The sequence below is a fragment of the Pseudomonas sp. BIOMIG1BAC genome (assembly GCF_001705995.2).
GTDB classification, from domain to species: Bacteria; Pseudomonadota; Gammaproteobacteria; order Pseudomonadales; family Pseudomonadaceae; genus Aquipseudomonas; species Aquipseudomonas sessilinigenes.
Map to the genome: position 1 here is coordinate 5,865,174 of NZ_CP049045.1, position 26,636 is coordinate 5,891,809.

The 26,636-nt window shown below is 62.2% G+C and carries 28 protein-coding genes and 1 riboswitch; of the genes, 6 read left to right on the forward strand and 22 right to left on the reverse strand.

The genetic code is table 11. The features are described from left to right. Positions 1 to 36 precede the first annotated feature (36 nt). The 11 genes from ATY02_RS27030 to cobO form a co-directional block, all read right to left on the reverse strand. A complete protein-coding gene (locus ATY02_RS27030; protein ID WP_068587466.1) occupies positions 37 to 441 on the reverse strand; it encodes a MarR family winged helix-turn-helix transcriptional regulator in 405 nt (134 codons plus the stop codon). A 70-nt stretch (positions 442 to 511) separates the two neighbouring features. After that, positions 512 to 1,243, reverse strand: coding sequence for an adenosylcobinamide-GDP ribazoletransferase (locus ATY02_RS27035; RefSeq protein ID WP_068587468.1), 732 nt, complete (start codon positions 1,241 to 1,243; stop codon positions 512 to 514). Position 1,244: 1 nt separating this feature from the next. Then, positions 1,245 to 1,820 carry an alpha-ribazole phosphatase family protein gene (gene cobC / locus ATY02_RS27040; RefSeq protein ID WP_068587470.1) on the reverse strand — a complete coding sequence of 192 codons (576 nt, stop codon included), beginning with the start codon at positions 1,818 to 1,820 and terminating at the stop codon, positions 1,245 to 1,247. Beyond that, entirely contained in the window at positions 1,817 to 2,872 is a 1,056-nt protein-coding gene (cobT, locus tag ATY02_RS27045; protein WP_068587472.1) for a nicotinate-nucleotide--dimethylbenzimidazole phosphoribosyltransferase, read from the reverse strand. The genes cobC and cobT overlap by 4 nt, the downstream gene beginning before the upstream one ends. Next, on the reverse strand, positions 2,869 to 3,390 hold the full coding sequence (gene cobU / locus ATY02_RS27050; protein ID WP_068587474.1) for a bifunctional adenosylcobinamide kinase/adenosylcobinamide-phosphate guanylyltransferase: 522 nt from the start codon (positions 3,388 to 3,390) through the stop codon (positions 2,869 to 2,871). Before cobU ends, cobT begins: the two co-directional genes overlap by 4 nt. A gap of 40 nt (positions 3,391 to 3,430) precedes the next feature. Further along, entirely contained in the window at positions 3,431 to 4,882 is a 1,452-nt protein-coding gene (locus ATY02_RS27055) for a cobyric acid synthase (RefSeq protein ID WP_068587476.1), read from the reverse strand. Next, entirely contained in the window at positions 4,879 to 5,871 is a 993-nt protein-coding gene (cobD, locus tag ATY02_RS27060) for a threonine-phosphate decarboxylase CobD (RefSeq protein ID WP_068587478.1), read from the reverse strand. Before cobD ends, ATY02_RS27055 begins: the two co-directional genes overlap by 4 nt. Next, the gene (cbiB, locus tag ATY02_RS27065; RefSeq protein WP_068587480.1) at positions 5,864 to 6,772 is read right to left on the reverse strand and encodes an adenosylcobinamide-phosphate synthase CbiB; all 909 of its coding nucleotides are present in this window, start codon (positions 6,770 to 6,772) and stop codon (positions 5,864 to 5,866) included. The genes cobD and cbiB overlap by 8 nt, the downstream gene beginning before the upstream one ends. After that, positions 6,769 to 7,419 (reverse strand): 5,6-dimethylbenzimidazole synthase, encoded by a 651-nt coding sequence (gene bluB / locus ATY02_RS27070; protein ID WP_068587482.1) that lies wholly within the window; start codon positions 7,417 to 7,419, stop codon positions 6,769 to 6,771. The genes cbiB and bluB overlap by 4 nt, the downstream gene beginning before the upstream one ends. Then, positions 7,412 to 8,746 (reverse strand): cobyrinate a,c-diamide synthase, encoded by a 1,335-nt coding sequence (locus tag ATY02_RS27075; protein ID WP_068587484.1) that lies wholly within the window; start codon positions 8,744 to 8,746, stop codon positions 7,412 to 7,414. Before ATY02_RS27075 ends, bluB begins: the two co-directional genes overlap by 8 nt. 10 nt (positions 8,747 to 8,756) lie before the next feature. Then, on the reverse strand, positions 8,757 to 9,368 hold the full coding sequence (gene cobO / locus ATY02_RS27080) for a cob(I)yrinic acid a,c-diamide adenosyltransferase (RefSeq protein ID WP_068587486.1): 612 nt from the start codon (positions 9,366 to 9,368) through the stop codon (positions 8,757 to 8,759). Positions 9,369 to 9,448: 80 nt separating this feature from the next. Next, positions 9,449 to 9,684, reverse strand: a riboswitch (cobalamin riboswitch). A 169-nt stretch (positions 9,685 to 9,853) separates the two neighbouring features. On the opposite strand from cobO, the gene ATY02_RS27085 reads away from it, so the two are divergent. Further along, a complete protein-coding gene (locus ATY02_RS27085) occupies positions 9,854 to 10,435 on the forward strand; it encodes a hypothetical protein (RefSeq protein ID WP_068587488.1) in 582 nt (193 codons plus the stop codon). Between the two features lie 69 nt (positions 10,436 to 10,504). Further along, the gene (locus ATY02_RS27090) at positions 10,505 to 11,821 is read left to right on the forward strand and encodes a PQQ-dependent sugar dehydrogenase (protein WP_068587574.1); all 1,317 of its coding nucleotides are present in this window, start codon (positions 10,505 to 10,507) and stop codon (positions 11,819 to 11,821) included. Between the two features lie 2 nt (positions 11,822 to 11,823). Here the strand turns inward: ATY02_RS27090 and ATY02_RS27095 are convergent, their stop codons facing one another. From ATY02_RS27095 to ATY02_RS27120, 6 genes are all read right to left on the reverse strand, one after another. Next, a complete protein-coding gene (locus ATY02_RS27095; RefSeq protein WP_068587490.1) occupies positions 11,824 to 12,486 on the reverse strand; it encodes a class I SAM-dependent methyltransferase in 663 nt (220 codons plus the stop codon). Positions 12,487 to 12,507: 21 nt separating this feature from the next. Next, positions 12,508 to 13,041, reverse strand: a complete 534-nt coding sequence (locus ATY02_RS27100) for a C40 family peptidase (RefSeq protein ID WP_068587492.1) — start codon at positions 13,039 to 13,041, stop codon at positions 12,508 to 12,510. 164 nt (positions 13,042 to 13,205) lie between these two features. After that, positions 13,206 to 13,826: a C40 family peptidase gene (locus tag ATY02_RS27105; RefSeq protein WP_068587494.1), complete on the reverse strand. Its 621-nt coding sequence runs from the start codon at positions 13,824 to 13,826 to the stop codon at positions 13,206 to 13,208. 218 nt (positions 13,827 to 14,044) lie between these two features. Then, positions 14,045 to 14,749: a DnaA regulatory inactivator Hda gene (hda, locus tag ATY02_RS27110; RefSeq protein ID WP_068587496.1), complete on the reverse strand. Its 705-nt coding sequence runs from the start codon at positions 14,747 to 14,749 to the stop codon at positions 14,045 to 14,047. A gap of 195 nt (positions 14,750 to 14,944) precedes the next feature. Next, positions 14,945 to 16,018, reverse strand: a complete 1,074-nt coding sequence (locus tag ATY02_RS27115) for an AI-2E family transporter (protein WP_068587498.1) — start codon at positions 16,016 to 16,018, stop codon at positions 14,945 to 14,947. Between the two features lie 37 nt (positions 16,019 to 16,055). After that, positions 16,056 to 17,099, reverse strand: a complete 1,044-nt coding sequence (locus tag ATY02_RS27120; protein ID WP_068587501.1) for a DUF2066 domain-containing protein — start codon at positions 17,097 to 17,099, stop codon at positions 16,056 to 16,058. 369 nt (positions 17,100 to 17,468) lie between these two features. On the opposite strand from ATY02_RS27120, the gene purM reads away from it, so the two are divergent. The 4 genes from purM to ATY02_RS27140 all read left to right on the forward strand — a co-directional run bounded on the left by purM (position 17,469) and on the right by ATY02_RS27140 (position 20,386). Continuing rightward, positions 17,469 to 18,527, forward strand: a complete 1,059-nt coding sequence (gene purM, locus ATY02_RS27125) for a phosphoribosylformylglycinamidine cyclo-ligase (protein WP_068587503.1) — start codon at positions 17,469 to 17,471, stop codon at positions 18,525 to 18,527. Between the two features lie 11 nt (positions 18,528 to 18,538). Continuing rightward, positions 18,539 to 19,189 carry a phosphoribosylglycinamide formyltransferase gene (gene purN, locus ATY02_RS27130; RefSeq protein WP_068587576.1) on the forward strand — a complete coding sequence of 217 codons (651 nt, stop codon included), beginning with the start codon at positions 18,539 to 18,541 and terminating at the stop codon, positions 19,187 to 19,189. Positions 19,190 to 19,197: 8 nt separating this feature from the next. Beyond that, a complete protein-coding gene (locus ATY02_RS27135; RefSeq protein ID WP_068587505.1) occupies positions 19,198 to 19,911 on the forward strand; it encodes a DUF3108 domain-containing protein in 714 nt (237 codons plus the stop codon). A 286-nt stretch (positions 19,912 to 20,197) separates the two neighbouring features. After that, on the forward strand, positions 20,198 to 20,386 hold the full coding sequence (locus ATY02_RS27140) for a hypothetical protein (RefSeq protein ID WP_083236070.1): 189 nt from the start codon (positions 20,198 to 20,200) through the stop codon (positions 20,384 to 20,386). 96 nt (positions 20,387 to 20,482) lie between these two features. Here ATY02_RS27140 and ATY02_RS27145 read toward each other — a convergent pair whose 3' ends face one another. The 5 genes from ATY02_RS27145 to cysM all read right to left on the reverse strand — a co-directional run bounded on the left by ATY02_RS27145 (position 20,483) and on the right by cysM (position 26,526). Next, the gene (locus ATY02_RS27145; RefSeq protein WP_068587508.1) at positions 20,483 to 21,022 is read right to left on the reverse strand and encodes a DUF2058 domain-containing protein; all 540 of its coding nucleotides are present in this window, start codon (positions 21,020 to 21,022) and stop codon (positions 20,483 to 20,485) included. Between the two features lie 26 nt (positions 21,023 to 21,048). Further along, positions 21,049 to 21,882 (reverse strand): nucleoside triphosphate pyrophosphohydrolase, encoded by an 834-nt coding sequence (mazG, locus tag ATY02_RS27150; protein ID WP_068587510.1) that lies wholly within the window; start codon positions 21,880 to 21,882, stop codon positions 21,049 to 21,051. A gap of 23 nt (positions 21,883 to 21,905) precedes the next feature. Then, positions 21,906 to 24,149, reverse strand: a complete 2,244-nt coding sequence (gene relA, locus ATY02_RS27155; protein WP_068587512.1) for a GTP diphosphokinase — start codon at positions 24,147 to 24,149, stop codon at positions 21,906 to 21,908. 122 nt (positions 24,150 to 24,271) lie between these two features. After that, positions 24,272 to 25,624 (reverse strand): 23S rRNA (uracil(1939)-C(5))-methyltransferase RlmD, encoded by a 1,353-nt coding sequence (gene rlmD / locus ATY02_RS27160; RefSeq protein ID WP_068587514.1) that lies wholly within the window; start codon positions 25,622 to 25,624, stop codon positions 24,272 to 24,274. Next, positions 25,624 to 26,526, reverse strand: a complete 903-nt coding sequence (gene cysM / locus ATY02_RS27165; protein WP_068587579.1) for a cysteine synthase CysM — start codon at positions 26,524 to 26,526, stop codon at positions 25,624 to 25,626. The genes rlmD and cysM overlap by 1 nt, the downstream gene beginning before the upstream one ends. Between the last annotated feature and the right edge of the window lie 110 nt (positions 26,527 to 26,636).

Here is a 26,636-nt window from a genome sequence, read left to right on the forward strand (position 1 = left end):
CGGGTAGCTACCCGCTTATATTCGAACGAACCCTCATCAAGCCAGTTCGTTCAGCAAGGCCAACAGGGTTTCACGCTTCTGCGCCCCCAGGCGATCGATCAGTCGCTGCTGGGCAGCCTCCCAGGCCGGCAGGGCTGCGGCCAGCCGCTCACGCCCGGCCTCGGTGAGTTGCACCAGGCGGTTGCGTTGGTCGTCACCCTCCATCAAGCGCACCAAGCCAGCAGCCTCCAGGACCCGCACGTTGCGCCCTAGCGTACTGCGATCCAGCCCCATGGCTTCAGCCAGGCTGGAAATGCTTGGCTGGTCCAGGCGCAGCAGATTATTCAGCAAGGAATACTGGGCGACGTTGATCCCGAAGCCATCGAGGGCTCCGTCATAGAACCTGCTGACGCCACGGGCGGCGCGCCGCAGGTTGGTGCACAAACATTGAGAGGGAAGCATGATGCGTGTATATACCCGCGACTGATCCAAGGCAATAATTTTCAATAAAAATACCGCAGCGCACTGTTGTTCAAAACAGCGCCACGCTCAGCAAAACCACCATCTCCAACAGCTCCAGCAAGGCCCCGGCGGTATCTCCAGTAGTACCCCCAAGCCGCCGCAGCATCAGATGGCGCAACCAGCAGAACGCCGCGAAAGCCATGAGCAGGGCCCACAGCCCGCTATACCCCCCTAGCAGCAGGCAGGCCAGCACGCTAAAGCCCATCACCTGCCGCCCAGCCAAACGCGGCAAATGATCAGCCAGGGCCTGCCCCAGGCCACCGGCACGCACATAAGGCGTGCTTAAGAACAGCCCAAGCAAGGCGCTACGCCCGATCAGCGGTGCCAGCAGCAGGGCAAAGCCCTGCTGCCGTTCGATCAGGACCACCAGGGCAGTGAACTTGAGCAACAGCACCAGTACCAGGGTCACTACGGCAATCGGCCCGCTGCGAGGGTCCTTCATGATGCTCAGGGTACGCTCACGATCACCAAAACCACCCAGCCAGGCATCGGCACTGTCCGCCAACCCATCCAGATGCAAGCCGCCACTGAGCAAGACCCAGGCCGCCAGGAGCAGGGCCGCCTGCAGCAATACCGGAACCCCACCGAGCAAGGCACTCAACGCCCATAGCAAGATCCCGAAGAGCAACCCCACCAGCGGATAGCACAACAGGGAGCGCCCCAGCTCCTTAGGCTGCGGCATGCCTGGCAGGCGGATCGGCAGGCTGCTGAGGAACTGCAAGGCAATCCAGAACGGCAGCATCTCAACCCTCCTCGCTCAAGCAGCCGGCCGCCATCACCTTCAGGCTGAAAAAGGCGCCATGGTTCACTTCGACATTCAACAGCTGTTCACGAGGCAGTCCGCGCGCCCTGGCCAACAGCAGGCGCATCACGCCGCCATGGCTGACCAGCAGTACACGTCGACCGGCGTGAGCCAGGTGAAGGCGGTCGATCGCCGCCAGCACCCGCTGTGAGAAACGCTCCACCGGCTCACCTTCAGGCGGGGTGAAAGCATAGGGATCGGACCAGAAGCGCCCCAGCACCTCGGCATCGGTCTGCATCAGGGATGCCGCACTGCGCCCCTCCCAGGCACCAAAATGCAGCTCTTGCAGGTCCGGTTCCAGGACCAGCGGCAATTGCAGACGCTCGGTCAATTGCTCGGCAAACCGAGCACAACGCTGTAAAGGCGAACTGACCACCAAATCCCATTCACCGCGCCCCTGGATTCCATCGTGCATCTGCTGCCAGCCATGGCTGGTCAGCGCATCGTCCAGGCTGCCACGCAAGCCCCCCCCCGACTCGGTCTCGCCGTGGCGCAACAGATCCAGGTGCAGGATCATGCCGGACGGTCTGCCACGGCAGCCTCGGCAAAGGTCGCCATCTGCCCATGCAGGTCGCAAGCCAGGCGCAACAAAGGTACCGCCAGTGCCGCACCACTGCCCTCACCCAGGCGCAGCCCCAGGTCCAGCAAGGGGTCGGCCTCCAGGACCTGCAACACATGGCGATGCCCCGGCTCGGCGCCCTGATGGGCGAACAGCAACCAGGGTCGGCAGGCCGGATTCAGGCGCACAGCCACCAACGCGGCAACGCTGCAGATAAAACCATCCACCAGCACCGCGATACCCTCCTGGGCGCAAGCCAGATAGGCCCCCGCCAACGCCGCGATTTCAAAGCCGCCCAGGCTGAACAATGCGTACAACGGGTCATTGCAAGCCTGCGGATGCAGCGCCAGGGCACGCTCGATGACCTGGGCCTTATGGCTGACCCCAGCGGCGTTCAAGCCAGTACCGGGACCAGCCAGTTGCGCAGCCGGAATGCCCAGCAAGGCGCAGGCGATGGCGCTGGCGGCCGTGGTGTTGCCAATGCCCATTTCTCCACCAATGAACAACTGGGCGCCCTGTTCGCGAGCACGCAGCGCGCTGTCGCGACCAGCCTGCAGTGCCTGCTCGCCCTGGGCAGGGGTCATGGCCGGGCCCATGAGGAAGTTCGCCGTACCCGGCCCCAGGTTCAGGTGACGCACCCCGGCCAGCTCCAGGCTGGGATTAATAGTCCCGAGGTCCACCACTTCCAGCTGCGCCCTCAATTGACGGGCCAGCACACTGATAGCCGCGCCGCCACTGACAAAGTTCAGCAGCATCTGCCCGGTGACTTCCTGCGGATAGGCAGAAACACCTTCAGCCACCACCCCGTGATCACCGGCGAAAATCGCAATCCACAGCTGCTCGAGGCTCGGCTTGAGCTGCCCCTGCAGCCCCGCCAGGCGCACAGCCAGTGGCTCCAGTTGGCCCAACGAGCCGGCCGGCTTGGTCAGTTGCTGCTGACGCGCCAGCGCCTGCTCGACCACTTGGGCATCGATCGCTTTGCACGGATTCTGCCACCAGGAATTACTCATAACGCGGGTCCTTTCAAAGTCAGGGGCAGGCCGGCGACAGTCAGCACCACACGCTGACAACGCTCGGCCAGAGCTTGATGCAGCCAACCGGCTTCATCCACGTAGCGGCGAGTCAACTCGCCCAGCGGCACGACACCCATCCCGGTCTCGTTGCTGACAAAAATGATGCTGCCCGGCAGTGTCGCCACACACTGCAGCAGGGCGTCGCGCTCGGCGACCAGGCGTGCCTGGTCTTCGAGCATCAGCAGGTTGGTCAGCCACAGGGTCAGGCAATCCACCAACAGGCAATGCCCTTCGGCAGCGGCCTGCTGCAGCACCCGAGCCAACTCCAGCGGCTCCTCGATCAGCCCCCAATGTGCCGGACGCCGCTCGCGGTGATGGACGATGCGCTGATTCATCTCGCCATCCAGTGGCTGGCTGGTGGCGATGTAAGTCACCGCCAGGGCACTGTCACCGGCCAGCTTTTCAGCCAGGCGACTCTTGCCGGAGCGGGCACCGCCGAGGATCAGTTGCAACATGCTTGGGCACCTTTGAAGAGAAAACGGAACATGGGCGCGGCTAGAGGTGACAGAGCTGGCGCAGCGCGCCGGTATCCAGGTGGCGCTCCACCAGGTCCGCCAGGCGCTCGATATCGCGCTCGCGCAAGGCGTGGTAATCCACCTCTTGCACATCCTCCAGCCCAGCCCAGCGCAGCAACGCGCCACACGCGGCCGGGGTCTCGAACAGGCCATGCAGGTAAGTGCCGATAATCTGTCCGTCGTCGCTATAGGCGCCATCGCTGCGCCCGTCGTCGAGCCGCACAGGCGCTTGCTCCAAGGCAGGCCCACGGCTGACTCCGGCGTGAATCTCGTAGCCGCTGACCTTCGCGTCTTCCAAGACCAGGCGACCACTGACATTACGCAACTGCTTTTCTGTTTCGAGCACGGTCTCGAAGGCCAGCAGCCCCAAGCCCGCGCTCGATCCCGCTACGCCTTCGAGCCCCAGGGGATCGTGCACCTGCTCGCCGAGCATCTGCAGGCCACCACAGATCCCCAGAAGCTTGCCGCCATAGCGCAGGTGCCGGGAGATCGCCTGCTCCCAACCATTGGCCCGCAGGTAGGCCAGGTCGCTGCGTACGCTCTTGGAACCAGGAAGAATGATCAGGTCTGCCGCGGGAATCGCCTGGCCGGGGCCAATGAACTGCAGGTCCACCTGGGGATGCAGGCGCAAGGGATCGAAGTCGGTATGGTTGCTGATGCGCGGCAACACCGGCACCACGACCTTGAGCAACTGCTCGACCTTGCTGGCCTGACGCTGGTCGATACCGTCCTCGGCCTCCAGGTGCAAGTCCATGACATAGGGCAACACGCCCAGCACCGGCTTGCCAGTGCGTTGCTGCAACCAGTCCAGGCCTGGTTGCAGCAATGCGATGTCTCCCCGAAAGCGGTTGATGATGAAGCCCTTGACCCGGGCCTGTTCGCTAGGCGAAAGCAGCTCCAGCGTACCCACCAAATGGGCGAACACACCGCCACGATTGATATCGGCGATCAGCAACACCGGGCAGTCCACCGCCTCGGCGAACCCCATATTGGCAATGTCCCCGGCCCGCAGGTTGATCTCGGCCGGGGAACCGGCACCTTCCACCATCACCACCTGGTAAGCGGCCCGCAGCCGTTCGTGGGAGGCCAGCACCGCCTGCATGGCAACCGCCTTGTAGTCGTGATAGGCCACGGCATTCATGGTGGTCACCGCACGACCATGGATGATCACCTGGGAACCAGTGTCGCTATTGGGCTTGAGCAGCACCGGGTTCATGTCGGTGTGAGGCACCAAGTTAGCAGCCTGGGCCTGGACCGCCTGGGCCCGGCCGATCTCGCCGCCATCGGCGGTCACCGCACTGTTGAGGGCCATGTTCTGCGGCTTGAAGGGCACCACGCCGACACCCTGGCGCACCAGCCAGCGACACAGCGCAGTAACCAGGGTGCTCTTGCCGGCATCCGAAGTGGTGCCTTGCACCATCAGTGTTGTCATGGGTGATCCTTGCGGTAGGCCAGCAGCGCCTGATCCAGGCGCACCCAATCGGCCTCCTCGGCAGGCAAGCCGAAACGCAGGCTGCTGTTATGGACGAACAGGCGCAGCAGAATGCCCTGTCGCGCCATGAACTGATGCAAGCGCTCGGCCTCGGCGGTGATCAGCCATTGAAACAGGGCACAACCTCCCTGGGGCTTGAAACCATGGCGCTCCAGGACGTCCACCAACCGCTGGCTGGCCACTTCGCTGCGCTGGCGCTGGCGGGCATGCCCGGCGACATCTTGCAGACAGGCCTGGCCCAGCACCCGGGTTGGTCCACTGACAGCCCAGGGCCCGACCTGTTCGGCCAGTAGCTTGAGCAACCGGTGCTCGGCCAGGACAAACCCCAGCCGCACACCAGCCAGGCCGAAGAACTTGCCGAAGGAACGCAGGACGATCAACCCCACCTGGTGGGCATGACCGGCCAGGCTCAGCTCGGGGGTGTTGTCCATGAAGGCTTCGTCCACCACCAGCCAGCCACCGCGCTGGGCCAGGCGCCCGTGCCACTCCAGCAGGCGCTCCGGGGGCAGGCTCAGGCCCGTGGGATTGTTGGGATTGACCACCACCAGCACGTCGAGGCTGTCGAGAAAGAAGTCCACCTCCTGCTCCAGCACCTCGCGAACCCGGTACCCGGCGCGGCGCCAGGCTTGCGCATGCTCGGCATAACAGGGCGACAACACCCCGACCTTGCCCGTACGTCGCAAACGCGGCAGCAATTGGATCGCAGCCTGAGAGCCCGCTACCGGAAGCACCTCCCTGGCGCCGTAGTACTCGCAGGCCGCCTGCTCCAGGCCATCGTCGGTCTCTGGCAGGCGCGCCCATGCACGCAGCGGTATCTGCGGCAATGGAAACGGCCAGGGCGCCAGGCCACTGGACAGGTCAAGCCAGTCCTCTTCAGGAATACCCTGCTCCAGGGCTGCCTTGCGTAACCGCCCACCGTGCTCAAGCATAGAATTCAGCCCCCAGGCAAAGAATCAGCAACCAGAGCCAAACGCCTCGCTGCACCAGTTGCCAGCCACGATCGATGGAACCGGCACTTGCCGGCTCGCCCTCGCCCAACTGTGGGCGTTGATGCAACTGACCATGATAGATCGCCGCGCCCCCCAGCTCGACGCCCAGGGCGCCGGCGCCAGCCGCCATCACCGGGCCCGCATTGGGACTGTCCCAGGTGGGCCCTTGGCGGTACCAGCACTTGAACGCCAGGCGGGTCTTGCCCAGCAAGGCATAAGTCAGGGCCACCAGGCGCGCCGGCACATAGTTGAGCAGATCGTCGATCCGTGCGGCTGCCCAGCCGAAGCGCTCGAAGCGCTCGTTGCGATAGCCCCACATTGCATCCAGGGTGTTGCTCAGTCGATAGAGCACCACTCCCGGCACACCCGCCACAGCGAACCAGAACAAGGCGGCGAATACCGCATCGCTACCGTTTTCCAGCACCGATTCGGTCGCTGCCCGAGCCACAGCGGTGGCGTCCAGCTCGCTGGTCTGGCGGCTCACCAGATACCCTACCCGGCGCCGAGCTTCGTCCAGGTCATCGCTGCGCAGCGCCTGGGCCACGGGCTCGACATGCTCGCCAAGGCTGCGCAGCCCCAGGGCGCAGTACAACGCCAGGATCTCCACTAGCCAGCCGATATAGGGCAACCAGGACAACGCCGTGGCCAATAGCGTCAGGGGCAGGACGGCCAGCACCCAGGCAGTGACACCATGACTGCGCCAGCCTCTTCCGGCAGCGTTGAAACGCTGCTCGATCCGATCCGCCAGGCGCCCGAACGCCACCAGTGGATGCCAGCGCCTGGGCTCGCCCAGCAACGCATCCAGTGCCACCCCGGCGACACTCAGCAATGCCACGCTCATTGGCTTACTCCCCAGCGGTTTTCATACAACAATTCATTCAACGGCCGCGGCTGTGCCCAGCCTTCCAGGGCCAGCATTGGCGCCGGGTAGAACTCGGTGACCGGCCCCAGGCACAACACGGCCAGGGGCTTGGCCCCCTCCGGCAAGCCCAGCAAGTCGGCTAGCGCCTGGGGCTCGAACAGCGATACCCAGCCCATTCCCAGGCCTTCGCTACGCGCCGCCAGCCACAGGTTCTGGATCGCGCAGGACAAGGACGCCAGGTCCATCTCCGGCAGGGTCCGCCGACCGAAGACATGCCGCTCGCGGCCGTCCATCAACGCGGCCACCAAAAGCTCGGCGCAATCGTTGATGCCTTCGACCTTGAGCCTCATGAACTCGTCGGAGCGCTCCCCCAGGGCCTCGGCGGTGCGCACTCGCTCCTCTTCCACCAATTGCTGGATCTGCCCCCGCAGCACGCGGTCGCTGATGCGGATGAAACGCCAAGGCTGCATCAGCCCCACGCTCGGCGCCTGGTGGGCTGCCGTCAGCAAGCGCTGCAACAGCTCGGGAGCGACGCTGCCGCCGGCGAAATGGCGCATGTCGCGACGCTCGGCAATGGCCCGATAGACCGCCTCGCGCTCGAGCGAGGAAAAAGCCTGTTCAGTCACCCGTGACGCCCCCAGCTACATCAACCTCTCGCTTCGGAGCGAACAACGCGGCCACCGCCGCAGGATTGGATGGAAAGTAGAAATGCACATAGGAGGCCGTCATTCTCCCGACCCGATAGACCGCCTCGGCACCACGGCCACCGTTGGGACTGGAGCCCCGGGCGATAGGCGCAAGCTCGGTACTGGTCAGGGAATGATGGTAGGTATGGCCTCGCAGGCTACCCTCCGGCAGGTCCACCGCTTGCAAGGCCAGGGCAGCCAGACGCTTCTGCATCACCGCTTCGCCGGGGAGCAGGCCCAGCAGCTCGGCTCGCTGGCCCTGGACATCGACCAGGGAATCCAGCAAGTACAACATCCCGCCACACTCGGCGAGCAAGGGCTTGCCAGCGCCATGATGAGCACGAATAGCCGCCAGCATCGCACTGTTGCGCTCCAGCGCCTGGTGATGCAATTCGGGGTAACCGCCTGGCAGGTACAGGCTGTCGGCCTCAGGCAGCTCGCGATCGTGGATCGGTGAAAAGAAGCTCAACTGCGCCCCCATGGCTCGCAGCAAGTCCAGGTTGGCGCCATAGGTAAAGGCAAATGCCTCATCCCGCGCCACGGCAATGCGCACACCCTCGAGCAGTGGTTCACACATTGTCGGAACGGGGGCGGCAAAGCCGACGGCAGGCGGTAGCGCTACCTGGCAACTGCTGGCCAGCGCCTCGGCGGCAGCATCCAGGCGCAAGTCCAGGTCATTGAGCTCGTTGGCTTGCACCAGCCCCAGATGGCGACTGGGCAATTCGATATCCGTCTCCCGGGACAGAGCGCCATACCAGCGCAACCCTTCGGTGAGGCTGCCTTCGAGCAACTGCGCATGGCGCAAGGTGCCGACACGATTGGCCAGCACCCCGGCAAATGGCAGGTCCGGCTGGTAGCGCGCCAGGCCCAAGGCCAGGGCACCAAAGGTCTGGGCCATGGCGGTACCGTCGATCACCCCCAGCACCGGCACTCCAAAATGCCGTGCCAGGTCGGCGCTGGAGGGCGTGCCGTCGAACAGCCCCATGACCCCCTCGATCAGGATCAGGTCGGCCTCGCCCGCGGCTTCCCACAATAGGCGGCGGCTCTCCTGCTCACCCACCATCCACATGTCCAGCTGGTACACCGGGGCACCACTGGCACGCTCGAGAATCATCGGGTCGAGAAAATCCGGCCCGCACTTGAAGACCCGCACTTTGCGCCCCTGATTGCGGTGCAGGCGCGCCAGGGCGGCAGTCACGGTAGTCTTGCCCTGGCCGGATGCCGGTGCGGCGATCAATACCGCCGGGCAATGACGAACATCATTCATGGGTTCACGCTCACAGCTCGATGCCTTTCTGCGCCTTGATACCGGCCTGGAAGGCATGCTTGAGCATGCCCATCTCGGTGACGGTGTCGGCCAACTCGATCATTTCCGGCTTGGCCCCGCGCCCTGTCACCACCACATGCTGCATCGGCGGACGGGCTTGCAGGTCGCTGAGCACCTGATCCAGGTCCAGGTAGCCATGCTTGAGGGCGATGTTCAGCTCATCGAGCACCACCAGGCCAATCTCTGGATCGCTCAGCAACTCCCGGGATACCGCCCAGGCGGCTTCGGCGGCGGCGATATCACGCTGGCGATCCTGGGTCTCCCAGGTGAAACCCTCACCCATTACATGAAACCGCACCTGCTCGGGGAAACGCCTGAAAAACAGTTCCTCACCGGTACTGTTGCGACCCTTGATGAACTGCACCACGCCACACCGCATGCCGTGCCCCATGGACCGTGCCAGCATGCCAAAGGCCGAACTGCTCTTGCCCTTGCCGTTGCCAGTCAGCACCAGCAACAGTCCGCACTCATTGGGGGAGTTGGCGATACGCTCGTCGATCACCGCTTTTTTGCGCAGCATGCGCGCCAGGTGACGTTCGTCACGCTCGTAGGATTCACTCATGGGACAGCTCTCCGTTGGGGCTGGGGGAACTGGGGGCAGGAACAGGAATAGACGGCACAAGCCTGGCATCGCCCACCGTGATGCCGTTGGATGAGTCAGGCCGGTCTCCGGGCTCATGAGCGGCATCGCTGCCGGACTGCGCGCCTTCCCATGCCTGCGTCGACACAGTGGCACTTGCGCAATCTTGACTCACCTACCGTTGCGGGGGCAGCGCCGGAATCGTCGCCTGCTCCATGGCTGGAGAGGACCCTGACCGGCTTCCCTGTTTCACTCTATCGACCTGTGGCCACAGAGCACCTGAAACAAGTCGCGAAGGTTAGAGGGTTGAGAATGGAGCGTCAATTGAAGCGGCCCGCCATATCCTGCACAAAACTGCACTGCATCAACAAACTGACGCCAATCTTGTGCCACACTGGAGGGAGTGATATCAAATAGCCACTTTCAGGACATGACGTCCCGTCACACAACAATAAGGGGTGAGTTCGATGCAAGGCATGATCATCAGCAATCCAAGGCTGGAATTCCTGCGTCCGATGCTGGAGCGCTGGTTCGATTGCATTGACCGCTACAACGCGGTCCGCGGCGATAACGAAACCCCTTACTGGTTCGACGAACAGGCCAACCTGGGCCTGCTCTCCGCTGCGGCCTGGATGGCCGAGATGGTGACCCTCGAACACAGCCCCAGCAAGAAGCAGCTTGAAGAAGGCGCACGCAACGCTCGTACCGGCCTGTACCTGGCCACCAAGGAAGAACGCGCCTACATCCAGGCCACCCAGCGCTGGCCACGAGTCAACAGCCTGAACCTGACCCAGGCACTGCTGGATATCGCCAATGAGGCGAAGGCGATCAGCTATGCCAGCGACCTGAAGCTTGGCTGCCTGTTCGTCGCCCCTCAAAAGGCACAGCACAGTGCTACTCCCGAAGAGCTGCAGGACATGCTTGACGATCTGCAGAAGGAACACTGCTGCGCCGTGGCCTGGTATTTCCCCTATGCGTATCGCAAACTACACAACGAGGCTGGCCAGTATCACCCCGGAATAGCCGTACTGTTCAAGGAAGCCCGCTGAGTACAAGGAACCCAGGCCCGCCCATGCCTCTCTATGATTGAACGTTCGCGCATCCATAGGGACATCAACATGCTCAAGCCACGCCATACCTTGCTCATCATCGCCGCTGGCCTCGCCGCCTGCGGCGAAACCTCCAGCCTTCAGGTCGCGGATGGAACCGGCCCAACCCCCAAGCTGCCGGAACCCAATCCCACGCTGATTCCCACGCTGAACATCGCCCCGGCCGTCGGCTGGCCCCAGGGAACCAAACCCCAGGCCGCCAGCGGCACCCAGGTCAACGCCTTCGCCGAGAACCTCGACCATCCACGCTGGCTCTATGTCCTGCCTAATGGGGACGTCCTGGTGGCAGAAACCAATGCCCCGCCCAAGCCGGACGACAGCCAGGGCCTTCGCGGCTGGGTAGCCGGCAAGGTGATGGAGCGCGCCGGCGCCACCGTTCCCAGCGCCAATCGCATCACCTTGCTGCGCGATGCCGATCATGACGGTGTGGCGGAGACTCGCAGCGTATTCCTGGAAAACCTCAACTCGCCCTTCGGCATGACCCTGGTGGGCAACGACCTGTATGTGGCCGACACCGACAAGTTGCTGCGCTTTCCCTACCAGAACGGTGACACCAGGATCAACGCCAGCGCCATCAAAGTGCTCGACCTACCTGGCGGCACGCTGAATCACCACTGGACCAAGAACGTCATCGCCAGCAAGGACGGCAGCAAGCTGTACGTGACCACCGGCTCGAACAGCAACGTCGGCGAAAACGGCCTGGACAAGGAAGAAGGCCGGGCGGCGATCTGGGAAGTGGACCGTGCCAGTGGCCAGCACCGACTGTTCGCCACCGGCCTGCGCAACCCCAACGGCCTGGCCTGGGAACCAGTGAGCGGAGCGCTCTGGACAGCGGTGAACGAACGGGACGAGATCGGCAGCGACCTGGTGCCCGACTACATCACCTCGGTCAAGGATGGCGCTTTCTACGGCTGGCCCTTCAGCTACTACGGCCAGCACGTGGATGTGCGGGTCAAGCCCCAGGACCCGGCGCTCGTGGCCAAGGCCATCGCCCCGGACTATGCCGTAGGGCCGCATACCGCCTCGCTGGGGCTGGCCTTCGCCGAAGGCAGCAAGCTTCCCGCCCCCTTCACCGAAGGCGCCTTCATCGGCCAGCACGGTTCCTGGAACCGTAAGCCCCATAGCGGCTACAAGGTGATCTTCGTACCGTTCAGCGGCGGCAAGCCCCAAGGACAGCCGATCGACCTGCTCAGCGGCTTTCTAGATGCTGACAAGAACGCCATGGGGCGACCGGTGGGAGTGGTGATCGACCAGCAAGGGGCCCTGCTGGTCGCCGATGACGTCGGCAACAAGATCTGGCGCGTGAGCACTGCCAAGAAACCCTGAGCTCAGCGCTTGCGACATAGGGTCAGGCCATCCCCCAGGGGCAGCAACGACAGATCGATACGCGGGTCATCCTTGAGGGCACGATTGAGCGCCTGGATGGCCCGGGTATCCTCGCTGGCAGGAGCCACCTCCAACACCCGCCCACTCCACAAGGTGTTATCGAACACGACCAACCCTGCAGTACGCAGCAAGCGCAGCGCGGACTCCAGGTAAGCCGGGTAATTGGCCTTATCGGCATCGATGAAGATCAGGTCGAAAGAATCACCCTGCCCCTGTTGCTCCAGGCTGGCCAGGGTTTCCAGGGCAGGCGCCAGGCGTAGATCGATATGCTGCTCGACTCCAGCCTCCTGCCAGTAACGGCGGGCAGTGGCGTTGTAGTCACCAGGAAGATCACAACAGACCAGCGAACCATCCTCAGGTAACGCTTGGGCCATGCACAAGGCGCTATAGCCAGTGAAGGTGCCAACTTCCAGTACCCGGCGAGCACCGATCAGCTTGATCAACAGGGCGAGGAATTGCCCCTGCTCCGGCGCAACCTGCCAGCGCGCAGTGGGCAAGGCTTGGGTTTCATCCCGCAGGCGGCGCAGCAATGGCGTTTCACGCAGGGAAACGTCCAGCAGGTACTGATAGAGGGCATCGTCGAGGTTGAGCGTACGGGCAGTCACGAACACCTCGACAAGAAATGATTATGGATTGTGCGCCAAGTGTTCCGGCTGCAGCACGCGCTTGGCGCTCAGGTAGGCTTTCTGCCAGTAGGCCTTGGACAGGCTGTCGAGCTTCACTGTGCCGCCAGTGGCCGGGGCATGCACGAAACGTCCTTCGCCGACATAGATCCCCGCATGGCTGACCTGGGAGCCGCCATTGGTGGCGAAGAAGATCAGGTCACCGGTTTGCAGCGCGTTCTTGCCCACATCCGGGGCCTGCATGCCAATCATCTCGCGAGTCGAGCGCGGCAGCGAGATACCAGCGGCATCACGGTACACATAACCGATCAGCCCACTGCAATCGAAACCTGAGTCAGGGGTATTGCCGCCCCAGCGATAAGGCGTACCCACCAGGCCCAAGGCACGAAACAGCACATCTTCGGCAACCGGAGAAAAGGTTTGGGAGGAATTGAATACCGGAGCACGCACCACGGGCGCAGGAGGCGGAGTACGGCTGGCACAAGCGCTGAGCAGCGCGGCGAGGACGATGAGAGCGATACGGGCCGAGGTCGACATAAGCTGAACAATCCTGATCGGGATGCGGCTTTCTCTGCCGTGGTACTGAAAACAAAACCGCGTAAGCGAGGCTTACGCGGTTTGTTTCAACAATAGATCAGGATTCTAGCGCCTACGCGCCAAACTTCAAGTAAGACTTTAACTTCGCCCTACAAATAGTCTGCTTATTTACGCGCGGTGACTACGGTTGGAGCCATGGCGAGTGCGCGCTTGGCTTCAATGAAGGTCTTGCTCCAGTAACTGTCACCCAGGCTGTCGACCCGCACGCCACCACTACGACGGCTGCTGGAGTGGATGAACTGATCATCCCCCAGGTAGATACCGGCATGGCTGACACGTCCGCGGCCATTGGTGCTGAAGAACAGCAGATCACCCGGCTTGAGGTTGTTGCGCGCAACCAGGGGAGCCTTGACGTTGATCATTTCGCGAGTGGAGCGAGGCAGATTCATGCCTGCCTCTTCACGAAACAGATAACCAATGAACCCACTGCAATCGAAGCCGGCTTCGGAGGTCCCGCCGAAACGGTAGCGGGTACCAATCAGGGACATGCCGCGCTCGAGAATGCTGTCAGCCAGAACTGGCAACTGATAAGGCTTGCTGTCAGCGAATTCTGCCAGTTCCTTTTCAGTTGCCAGCTCTTCCTGGTAAACAGCGGAAGACTGGTTCTTGGTAGTGACTTGAGCCTGCTGTACGACTTGTTGCTGCGACACCGGAGTATGGGAAGCGCAACCAAACAACAGGGTAACGAGTGCGAGAGGCACGAGGGGTGCGAAGCGATTTAGCATGGGCACGACCGTGGCTTGAATAAAAGAAGTAGCGACTATGCCTTCTATCGCCCTCATTTGCAAATTCAATCGATCAGAATGTGACTTATGAGTTTCTTGCGTACATCTAAGGCTTTAAGCCCATTTAAGCCGCACCCGCCCTTGGAAGCCCTTCCAAAGGCGCGTTTTCTGGCGCCTGAATTATGCCCGAACCCCACAGGATGACTGGAAAACCATCCTTACCAGCCCAGGGTTTCCTTCAGGAAAGGAATGGTCAGCTTGCGCTGCGCCTGCAAGGAAGCCTGGTCGAGACGCTCGAGCAACTCGAACAACGCACTCATGCTGCGGGTACCACGCGTCAGGATAAAGTGCCCGACTTCGTCGGTCAGGTGCAGGCCCCGCCTGGAGGCGCGCAACTGCAGGGCACGCAACTTGTCTTCATCCGAAAGCGGACGCATCTGGAAGATCAACGCCAGGGTCAGGCGTGATTTCAGGTCCGCCAGTTTCACAGGCAATTCACGCGGAGAGGTCGACGCTGCGATCAGCAAGCGCCGACCGCTGTCACGCAAACGATTGAACAGGTGAAACAGCGCCTCTTCCCAGTCAGCCTTGCCAGCCACGGCCTGCAGATCATCCAGGCACACCAGCTCATACTGCTCCAGGTGATCGAGAATCTCGATACCACGATCCAGCAACTCGGCCAGCGGCAGGTATACCGCAGGCTCCCCCAACTGCTCGAAGCGCAGGCACGCAGCCTGCAACAAGTGGGTACGACCCACGCCATCCTTGCCCCAGAGATAAATCAGGCTTTCGGTCCAGCCGGCGTCGGCTTCGCAAAGACGCTCGACATAGCCGAGTGCAGCGGCATTGGCGCCTGGATAGTAGTTGATGAAGGTGGCGTCATCACGCAGACGCACACCCAGGGGCAGCTGAATCGGTTTCATGCTGACTGAACAGTTCCGAACGAACCGTTAGTGGCCTCAGTGTAAAGTTTGCAAAGTTTATACTCGTGACGCCGAGCGCACAATGCAGCAGACCACAAGCAAAATCAAAGGTTTGCGTGAACCAAAAGGACTCCAGGGGCTTATTTGACAGACTGAATGGCATCCAGCCCATGCTCAACCCCCCGCCCCCCCCCACTACAGGTCGGGATCTTCTGCGCCACTGTAGATATCCGAGTCCTTGTACAGGTCGTGCACATGGCGTACCAAAACCATGATCACCGCCGCCACAGGCAAGGCCAGCAATACACCGGTAAAGCCGAACAGCTCTCCACCGGCAAGAATCGCGAAAATCACCGCCACCGGATGCAGGCCTATGCGATCGCCAACCAGCAGGGGGGTCAGGACCATGCCCTCCAGGGCCTGGCCCACCATGAACACCGCAACGATACCGATCATCGGGTACAGGTCGCCGCCAAACTGGAACAGACCGGCAATCAAGGCCGAACCGATGCCGATGATGAACCCCATATACGGCACGATGGCCGCAAGCCCGGCAATCAGCCCGATCAACAGGCCCAGCTCCAGCCCTACCACCATCAACCCCGCTGCGTAGATCCCCCCCAACGCCAGCATCACCAGCAGCTGCCCACGGATAAAGGCCCCCAGCACTTCGTGGCACTCTCCCGCCAACGCCACCACGCGCTCCTCACGATTACGCGGCAACAAGCTGCGGATCTTGGCCATCATCAGGTCCCAGTCACGCAACAGATAGAAACCGACCACCGGGATCAGCACCAGGTTGGCCAACCAGCCGATCAGCGCCAACCCCGAAGCCGTGGCCTGGCTCAGCACCACGCCGACGATATCGGTGGTCTGCCCCATATGTTCGCTGATCGCGGCCTTGACCTTGTCGAACTTCCAGAAACCATCGGCCAGCCCCAACCTGGACTGGACCCAGGGCATCGCAGTGTGCTGCACCCAGTCGAGCATCTGCGGGGCCAACTCATAGAGCCGCACCAACTGCTTGGCGAGCATGGGAACCAGGACCAACAGCAACGTCATCACGATCAGGATGAACAAGGCGAAGACCGCGACTACCCCCCAGGTACGCGACAAGCCCCATTTTTCCAGGCGATCCACCAGCGGATCGAACAGATAGGCCAAAAGCAGCGCCACCAGGAACGGGCTCAGGATCGGATGCAGCAGGTAGAAGAACCCACAAACCAGAAGCGCCGCACCCAACCAGACCCAACGACGGGCATCAACCATAAAGCACCCCTGCTTCTATATAGAAGGAAAACACCCGCTACCAACGAAAGCGCAGTTGCGCCACAGAGCCCGGGGCAGCGACCGGCGCCTCACCCACGGCACCCGGCACAGGCGCTGCCTGCGCCTGCTCGGCAGGAATCTCTTGCAACTTGGCCAGGGATAACTGCGCTCGTAGCTGCTCGGCACTGCCATTGACCCGATAGACGATCCGATCACCATCGACGCTACGCAATTGCGCGCCAAAAGGCTCCAACAGGTGGCCCAAGGCAGCGTAATGCTCAAGATTCATGCCCTGCACCTCAAGCAGTTGCTCACTGGAAACACCTGGACGGGTAACGAAACGTGGCGCCAGGCGCTGGCTCACGGCCAACAGCACTGCATCGGCCAGGGCCGCGGTATCCGCGCCCTGGACAGTTCCCTGTTCCTTCTGCTCACCCAACCACAGTCGCCACTTGGCCTGCCACTGCCCTCCCTCTTCACGGGCATGTACCGCCAGCAACGCATCCGCACCGTAACGCTCCGAGGCCGCGCGCAGCGGTGCCGGATCGGAGCCCTCCAAGTTGGGCGCAGTGGCCACGATCTGTTCGTCCAGGTCCCCCAGCGGCAAACGCAAAGGCAAGCCGCGATGCTGGGCGGCTCGTCGCAGCGGTGCCGCGCTGGCCTGGCCATCACCGACCAGGGTCGAGCCTTCAGTAGAGTCACTCAACCACCAACCGAGGATGGACGGACGGTTACTCCCCCACAGCGACAATCCAGCCTGGCGCAAGGCCCGGTCAGTGCTGACCGGATCGAAGTCCACCTGCAGGCTTTCCGGTGGCCCGGCGTCATAACCGTACTGGCTGATAATCTGCTGCGGGTCCTTGCGAACCCCTTCCAGGCCCGGCGCCTGTGCCGCCTTGGCATCTCCGGTCAGGCGCAGCACCAGGGTCTCCAGGGCCCGCTGGGTCGCCTGGTCGCGCTCCTGTGGCGATTGGCTGCTCACAGGCTCACGCACCTGATACAGGCCATTCAAGGTTTCGGCATGACTGGCCAGGCTGACCAATGACAAACAGCCCACAAATAGAAATCGACCCAAACGCATGGAAAATTCTCGATGACAGAAAACGGTTGAAACAGCACGCATGCAGTACGGCGGACAAGGCTGTGACCACAAGCCTCGGCAAAACATTCACCTGCCGCTCGATTGTTTTTCGCGCTGTCATAACGATAGCCACTAGAGCGCTATACCTTATACAGGCATGGGCGGAAGCACCAACATGGGCAATCGCGGTTTTTTTCGCGGGATATGCTCCTCCCCGTCGGCCCGAGGATGGCCGCTGCCCCTCAAGCCTGATAAAATCGCGCGCCTTCGCAGACCGCCATCAGCGGGGCCCCTGAATCACTTTTACAGTGCATCAGCGGTCTCATTGATTCGGTCGATATCCCTGAATCCCCTTAAAGGCCTGGATCAATGAGCAAGCAACCCTCCCTGAGCTACAAAGACGCCGGTGTAGACATCGACGCCGGCGAAGCACTGGTCGAACGCATCAAGGGCGTAGCCAAGCGCACCGCACGCCCTGAAGTCATGGGTGGCCTGGGCGGCTTCGGCGCCCTCTGCGAGATCCCGGCCGGCTACAAGCAGCCAGTGCTGGTCTCCGGCACCGACGGCGTCGGCACCAAGCTGCGCCTGGCGCTGAACCTGAACAAGCACGACAGCATCGGCCAGGACCTGGTCGCCATGTGCGTCAACGACCTGGTGGTCTGCGGTGCCGAGCCCTTGTTCTTCCTGGACTACTACGCCACCGGCAAGCTCAACGTCGATGTGGCCGCTACCGTAGTCACCGGCATCGGCGCCGGTTGCGAACTGGCTGGCTGCTCGCTGGTGGGCGGTGAAACCGCCGAGATGCCCGGCATGTACGAAGGCGAGGACTATGACCTGGCCGGTTTCTGCGTCGGCGTGGTGGAAAAAGCCGAGATCATCGACGGCTCGAAAGTGGTCACCGGCGACGCCCTGATCGCCCTGCCTTCCTCCGGCCCGCACTCCAACGGCTACTCGCTGATCCGCAAGATCCTCGAAGTGTCCGGCACCGACATCGACAGCACCCAGCTCGACGGCAAGCCACTGGCCGACCTGCTGATGGCCCCGACCCGCATCTACGTCAAGCCACTGCTCAAGCTGATCAAGCAGACCGGCGCAGTCAAGGCCATGGCCCACATCACCGGCGGCGGCCTGCTGGACAATATCCCGCGCGTGCTGCCAAAAGGCGCCCAGGCGGTGGTCGATGTGGCCAGCTGGCAGCGTCCGGCGGTGTTCGACTTCCTGCAGGAAAAGGGCAACGTCGACGAACATGAAATGCATCGCGTACTGAACTGCGGCGTGGGCATGGTCATCTGCGTAGCCCAGGACCAGGTCGACAACGCCCTGCAAGTGCTGCGCGAAGCTGGCGAACAACCCTGGGTCATCGGCCAGATTGCCACTGCCGCCGAGGGCGCAGCCCAGGTTGAACTGAAGAACCTCAAGGCTCACTGATGCAAGAGCGGATGTCGCCGACCTGTGATGTTGTGGTGCTGCTGTCCGGCACCGGCAGTAACCTGCAAGCCTTGATCGACAACCTGCGGACCGGCGACAACCCGGCCCGCATCGCTGCCGTGATATCCAACCGCGCCGATGCCTACGGCCTCCAGCGCGCCAAGGACGCGGGCATCGCTACCCGCTTCCTCGATCACACCACCTTCGAAGGCCGCGAGGCCTTCGATCAAGCCCTGATCGAACTGATCGACACCTTCCAGCCAAGACTGGTGGTGCTGGCCGGATTCATGCGCATCCTCAGCGCCGGTTTCGTCCGCCACTACCAAGGCCGCCTGCTGAATATCCACCCTTCGCTGCTCCCCAAATACAAAGGGTTACATACTCATCAGCGGGCGCTGGAGGCCAAGGACACGGAACATGGCTGCAGCGTGCACTTCGTCACCGAGGAACTCGATGGCGGGCCTCTGGTCGTACAGGCTGTGATCCCGGTAGAGTTGCACGACTCGCCCCAGAGCCTGGCGCAGCGAGTACACGTTCAGGAACACCGGATTTACCCCATGGCAGTACGCTGGTTTGCCGAGGGTCGGCTGACGCTCGGCGACCAAGGTGCTTTACTGGACGGCAAATTACTGGCCGCCAGCGGTTATTTGATTCGAACCTAGGAGATTTTATGCGTCGCGCCCTGCTCTTCGCTTGTGCTCTGTTCGCCCTGCCGGTTGTGCAGGCGGCAGATCTTCACCCATTCTCCGCCAGCTACACCGCCGACTGGAAGCAATTGCCCATGAGCGGCACAGCTGAACGCAGCCTGGAAAAAACCGCCAACGGCGCTTGGAAACTCAGCTTCAAGGCGTCGATGATGATCGCCAGCCTGACTGAAGAAAGCACCTTGACCCTGGAAAAGGACGCCCTGGTTCCCCAGTCCTATCACTTCGAACGCGGCGGCCTGGGCAAGGCCAAGAAATCCGATCTGGATTTCGACTGGACCGCGAAGATGGTCACCGGTAGCGATCGTGGCGACGCGGTAAAACTGCCACTGAACACCGGCATGGTGGACAAGTCCACCTACCAGCTGGCCCTGCAGCATGACGTAGCGGCCGGCAAGAAGACCATGAGCTACCAAGTGGTCGATGGTAACGACGTCGACACCTACGACTTCCGCGTGCTGGGCTCGGAAAAGGTCGACACCAAGGCCGGCCAGATCGACGCGATCAAGGTCGAGCGCGTACGCGATCCGACACAAAGCAAGCGCACCACCGTGATGTGGTTCGCCAAGGATTGGGATTACCTGCTAGTGCGTCTGCAGCAGGTGGAAACCGACGGCAAGGAGTACAACATCATGCTCCTCAACGGCACCGTCGACGGCAAGACCGTCAAGGGCAGCTGAGCCGATAGCTACACGAAGCCCCGCTAGACGCGGGGCTTTTTTTTGCCCGAAATCTGGCCGTTCGCCCTCCCCCCGAAATGGCGATGCAAGATCGCGAAGATGAAACTTTTGTCATGAAACTTTCCGCCCTGCGGCGAAATGCCACGGCTTTCGCGGGCTGCAGCATTGTTTTCGTTTTTGCAAAGGTTTATTGCAAACCCAGGCAATTTACTTAGCAAGCTAACAAAATATATAACAGAGTCCTGCACATGCCTTGCTGCAGATCAACAGAGATTGGAGCTAGCAGATGACTGTAAAAGTGACTGAACGCGACGATTCACACATGTCCCATGAAGGCGTAGCCGCAGGCGTGCGCATCTGGGATGTGCATCAACAAGACATACTGGTAGGCATGTTCCATTCCGAGAGCGATGCCCATAGCTACAAGGCGGAACTGGAAAAGCTTGAACAACAGCGCGCTCTGCAGAGCTCCTGAGTCAAGGCTCACCTGGTAGTGACGGATCTCCACGCCGGTCCCCACCTCCATGAACGACAAACCCCGCCATGAGCGGGGTTTGTCGTCTGTGGCCAGTTACCACATCAGGTCATCAGGGATCTGGTAGGCCGCGTACGGATCGTCTTCGTCCGGCGCCTCGGTAGGGGTATTCATCTGCACGATACGACGGGGATCGCGCTCCTGGATCTTCAATGCCGCCTCACGGGGGATCACTTCATAGCCACCGCCATGATGAACGATGGCCAGGGAACCGCTGCTGAGCTTGTTACGCATCAGGGTATTCACCGACAGGCGCTTGACCTTCTTGTCATCGACGAAGTTGTAGTAGTCCTCGGTGTTCAGCTTGGGCAGGCGCGAAACCTCGATCAACTGCTTGATCTGTGCTGCACGGGCTTTCTGCTCGGCCTTCTCCTGCTGCTGGCGGTTGAGCTCCTGGTCGCGCTTGACCTTCTCGGCCATGGCTTCCTGGGCCGCACGTTGCTGGGAGTCGTCAAGCACCGCCTGGCCTTTGTGGGCCAGGCGCTGCTGCTTCTGCTTGTCCTTGCCGACCTGCTTGGCCTGCTTTTGGTTGACCAGTCCTGCTTTGAGCAACTGGTCGCGAAGGGAAAGGCTCATGGTACTCACTCACTTGGGCTACGGCCTCAGCCGCAGCTGGGCAAATTCTTTTCCTGGCGCTTGGCTTCGCCCCACAGGGCGTCCAACTCTTCAAGGGTGCAATCTTCCATGGGACGACCGGTATCGCGCAATGCCTGCTCGATAAATCGAAAACGCCGGTCGAACTTGGCATTGGCGCCACGCAGGGCGGCTTCCGGGTCAACCTTTAGGTGCCGGGCCAAATTGACCACGACAAACAGCAGGTCGCCCATCTCGTCGGTGATGGCGGGCATGTCGTTGTCGGCCATGGCCTCCAGCACCTCGTCCAGCTCCTCGCGAACCTTGTCCACGACCTGCAAGGCTTCAGGCCAGTCGAAACCAACCTGGGCCGCACGCTTTTGCAATTTGGCCGCGCGGGACAGGGCCGGCAAGGCCATGGGCACGTCATCCAGCAACGACAGCTGCTGTGGCACGCTGGCCTTCTCGGCACGCTCTTCGGCCTTGATCTGCTCCCAACGCTCCTTGACCTGTTCCTCATCGAGCCGAGGCAGATCCAGCGGCGCATAGAGGTCCCCAGTCGGGAACACATGGGGATGGCGGCGAATCAGCTTGCGGGTGATGCCATCCACCACCGAAGCGAATTCGAAACGCCCCTCCTCCCTGGCCAACTGGCTGTAGTACACCACCTGGAACAGCAAGTCCCCCAACTCACCTGGCAGATGATCGAAGTCGCGACGCTCGATGGCATCGGCCACTTCATAGGCCTCCTCCAGAGTGTGGGGAACGATACTGGCGTAGCTCTGCTTGAGGTCCCAGGGGCAGCCGTATTGCGGGTCGCGCAGGCGGGCCATCAAGTGAAGCAGGTCGTCAAGGCTATACATGGGGTCGTTCATGTCCTGGGCTGTCATGGAGTCCGGTTACGCCGGGTCTCGATGATGTTCGGCAACTGCGAGATACGTCCCAGCAAACGCCCCAACGCGTCCAGCCCCGGGATCTCGATGGTCAGGGACATCAACGCCGTGTTGTCCTCCTTGTTCGAGCGGGTGTTGACTGCCAGCACGTTGATCCGCTCGTTGAGCAGCACCTGGGACACATCACGCAGCAGGCCGGAACGATCATAGGCGCGGATGATGATATCCACCGGATAGGTCAGCACCGGCACCGGCCCCCAACTGACCTGGATGATCCGCTCGGGTTCGCGACCCGCCAGCTGCAGCACCGACGCGCAATCCTGGCGATGGATGCTGACACCACGGCCCTGGGTGATGTAACCGACGATGGCATCCCCCGGCAGCGGCTGGCAGCAACCGGCCATCTGGGTCATCAGGTTGCCCACGCCCTGGATCTGGATGTCGCCGCGCTTGCCCGGCTTGTAACCGGTTGCCTTGCGTGGAATCAGCTCCAACTGCTCATTGCCGCGCTCGGGCTCTACCAGCTGCTGGGCCAGGTTGACCAATTGCGCCAGGCGCAAATCACCGGCACCGAGGGCTGCAAACATATCTTCGGCGATCTTCATGTTGGCCTTATCGGCCAACTTGTCGAAATCGACCTGCGGCAGGTCGAGGCGATTCAGTTCGCGCTCCAGCAGGCTCCGGCCTGCAGCAACGTTCTGGTCGCGAGCCTGCAGTTTGAACCAATGGACGATCTTTGCCCGTGCCCGGGACGTGGTGACGTAGCCCAGGTTCGGGTTCAGCCAGTCGCGGCTCGGAGTGCCATGCTTGCTGGTGATGATCTCAACCTGCTCGCCAGTCTGCAGGCTGTAGTTGAGGGGCACGATCCGACCGTTGATCTTCGCGCCCCGGCAGTTGTGGCCGATCTCGGTATGCACCCGGTAGGCGAAGTCCAGCGGCGTGGCGCCCTTGGGCAGGTCGATGGCATGGCCGTCGGGAGTGAAGATGTACACCCGGTCCGGCTCGATATCCACCCGCAACTGCTCGGCCAGACCGCCGATGTCTCCCAGTTCCTCGTGCCATTCCAGCACCTGGCGCAACCAGGAGATCTTCTCTTCGTAATGGTTGGAACCGGACTTGACGTCGGTGCCCTTGTAGCGCCAATGGGCGCAGACGCCCAGCTCCGCCTCCTCATGCATCGCATGGGTGCGAATCTGCACCTCCAGCACCTTGCCCTCAGGACCGATTACCGCGGTATGCAACGAGCGGTAGCCGTTTTCCTTGGGGTTGGCGATGTAGTCGTCGAATTCCTTGGGGATATGTCGCCACAGGGTGTGGACGATGCCCAACGCGGTGTAGCAGTCGCGCATTTCCGGCACCAGGACCCGCACGGCGCGCACGTCGTAGATCTGGCTGAACTCCAGGCCCTTGCGCTGCATTTTGCGCCAGATGGAATAGATGTGCTTGGCCCGGCCGCTGATATCGGCGTTGACCCCGGTAGCCTGCAACTCGCTCTGCAACTGGCTCATCACATCCGCAATGAAGCGCTCGCGATCCAGGCGCCGCTCGTGCAGCAGCTTGGCGATCTGCTTGTACTGCTCGGGCTCCAGGTAACGGAAGGACAGGTCCTCCAGCTCCCACTTGATGTGCCCGATACCCAGGCGGTGGGCCAGGGGCGCGTAGATGTCGAAGACTTCCCTCGCGACCCGGTTGCGCTTCTCTTCATCTGCGCCCTTCACCGCCCGGATCGCGCATGTGCGCTCGGCCAGCTTGATCAAGGCCACGCGCACGTCGTCGACCATGGCCACCAGCATCTTGCGCAGGTTTTCAACCTGGGTCTGGGTACCCAGCACCAGGGACTGCCGAGGGCTGAGGCTGGCGGTGATCGCCGCCATGCGCTGCACACCGTCGATCAGCTTGGCCACCACCGGACCGAAGCGCTGGCTGACCGCCGCCAGCGGGATCTGCCCTTCACGGACCCCACGGTACAGCACCGCGGCGACCAGCGAATCCTGGTCCAGCTTGAGATCGGCGAGAATCTCGGCGATCTCCAGGCCCGTGCTGAAACACGATGCATCCTCGGTGCCGAGACTCTTCGTCGTGATGTATTGCTGCTCGGCCTCACGAGCGAACTCGCAGGCCTCTTTCAACGCTTCACGGTCCAGTGCCATGTCGACGCTGACCGTATGATCGAGCCACGCCTCGAGATTGATACTGCCATCGGTGTTGACCGGCTGGTGCGCTCTCACCTGTACCATCTTGCTTTACCTTCCCTACGACGCACATTCAGTACGTCAAATCGCTGACCTTCAACACTCAGGCCTTGCTCGCAGGGCCAGCGAGCCAGGCCTTGAGGACCAGTCGGATTAGACAAGCCATCCTAGCTCGCTTCGAATAACGCCATGGCCTCGACATGCGCCGTTTGAGGAAACATATCGAGAATCCCGGCACGTTTTAACCTGTAGCCCTGCCTGGTCAGTTCGACCGTGTCACGAGCCAAAGTTGCCGGATTGCATGACACATACACCAACCGTTTGGCGCCCAAGTCCGCAAGCTTGCGAACCACCTCGAAAGCACCATCGCGGGGTGGGTCCAAGAGTACCGCAGAAAACCCCTCACCGACCCACTCGGCAGCACCCAGAGGCTGGGATAAATCGGCTTGAAAAAAGCGGGTGTTATGCAAATTATTGCTGGCGGCATTCTCTGCCGCTCGCGCCACCATGGTCGCCACGCCTTCCACGGCAACCACTTCCCGAGCCTGCCGGGCCAGCGGCAAGGCAAAATTTCCCAGACCGCAAAACAGATCCAGCAACCGCTCACCGGCTTGCGGAGCCAGCCATTCCAGGGCCTGGGCCACCATGGCTTCGTTGACCCCGGCATTGACCTGAACGAAATCCCCCGGCCGGTAAGCCAGGTGCAGGCCCCACGACTCCAGGCGAAAGCCCAGGGTCTGGGACGCATCGAATGGCTCCGGCTCGCCTTCACCGTGCAGCCACAACTGCGCCTGATGGAAATCGCAGAAGTCCTTGAGAATCCCCAGGTCGGCTTCGGACAACGGCGCCATATGCCGCAGCAACACGGCCAGGGCCGAACCGCTGAACAACTCGACATGGCCCAGCGCCTGAGGCTTGCTCAAGCGCCGCAACATGGCCGGCAAACGGCTCATGATCTGTTGCAAGGCCTGTACCAGCACCGGGCAGTCGTCGATGGCGACGATGTCCTGGCTGCCGGCTGCACGGAAACCGACTTCAAGCTGCTTGCCCCTGGCATCCCAGCGCACCGCCACACGGGCCCGGCGCCGATAGCCGAACTCCGGCCCGCTCAGGGGCGCGGCCCAGGCCTCGGGCTCGACACCCGCTACCTTGGACAACTGCTCGGCGAGCATGCGCTGTTTCAGGGCAAGCTGCTCAATGTGGGGCAAATGCTGGACGCTGCAACCGCCACAGCGACCGGCGTGGGCACAGGCCGCAGGGCGACGCAATTCGCTGGCATTGAAGATCCGCTCGGCCCGGGCCTCTACCACCTTGCCATGGGCGCCCAGGACTCGTGCCTCGACCTCTTCGCCAGCCAGGGCGCCATTGACGAACCAGGTGCGGCCCTCGACGAATGCAATGCCACGACCGTCATTGGCCAGGCGCTGGATGGTCAGGCGCTGTTTCTTGCCCACCGGCACCTGTGGCGCGCGGGTGCCGCCCGCTGGCTGGAAACGCAGGCCTCTCTCGTGCTTAGCCATCAGTTGGGAGCATCGAAAATGCCGGTCGACAGGTAACGATCGCCACGGTCACAGATGATCGCGACCATGACCGCGTTTTCCACCTCACGGGACAAGCGCAGCATCGCCGCCACCGCACCGCCGGACGATACGCCGCAGAAGATGCCTTCTTCGCGAGCCAGGCGCCGGGTCACGTCCTCGGCCTCACGCTGGGCCATATCGACGATCCGATCGACGCGGCTGGCCTGGTAGATCTTCGGCAGGTACTCCTCGGGCCAGCGGCGAATACCGGGAATGGCGGCGCCCTCCATCGGCTGCAGGCCGACGATCTGTACCTGGGGGTTCTGCTCCTTCAGGTAGCGCGAAGTCCCCATGATGGTACCGGTGGTGCCCATGGAGCTGATGAAGTGGGTGATGCTGCCCTGGGTCTGGCGCCAGATCTCCGGGCCGGTCCCTGTGTAGTGGGCCTCGGGATTGTCGCCATTGGCGAACTGGTCGAGGACCTTGCCACGCCCTTCGGCCTGCATCCGCTCGGCCAGGTCACGGGCGCCTTCCATGCCTTCTTCCTGGCTGACCAGGATCAGCTCGGCACCATAGGCCGTCATCGCCGCCTTGCGTTCGGCACTGGAGTTGTCGGGCATGATCAGGATCATCTTGTAGCCCTTGATCGCCGCAGCCATGGCCAGGGCGATACCGGTATTGCCCGAGGTCGCCTCGATCAGCGTGTCGCCGGACTGGATCTGCCCGCGCAATTCGGCACGGGTAATCATCGACAGTGCCGGGCGGTCCTTGACCGAACCCGCCGGGTTGTTGCCCTCAAGCTTGAGCAGCAGGGTATTGCTGGTGGCGCCAGGCAGGCGCTGCAAACGAACCAGCGGAGTGTTGCCGACGCAATCGGCGATGGTTGGGTATTGCAAGGTCATGGCGTATTCGCAATCCAGACTGCGGGGGGCGCCTATCATACCGGCAAACTTCCTGGCGCCATATCACGCAAAGTGAGGGCCTTATGGCTAATTCGCATAAGCCCCCAAGC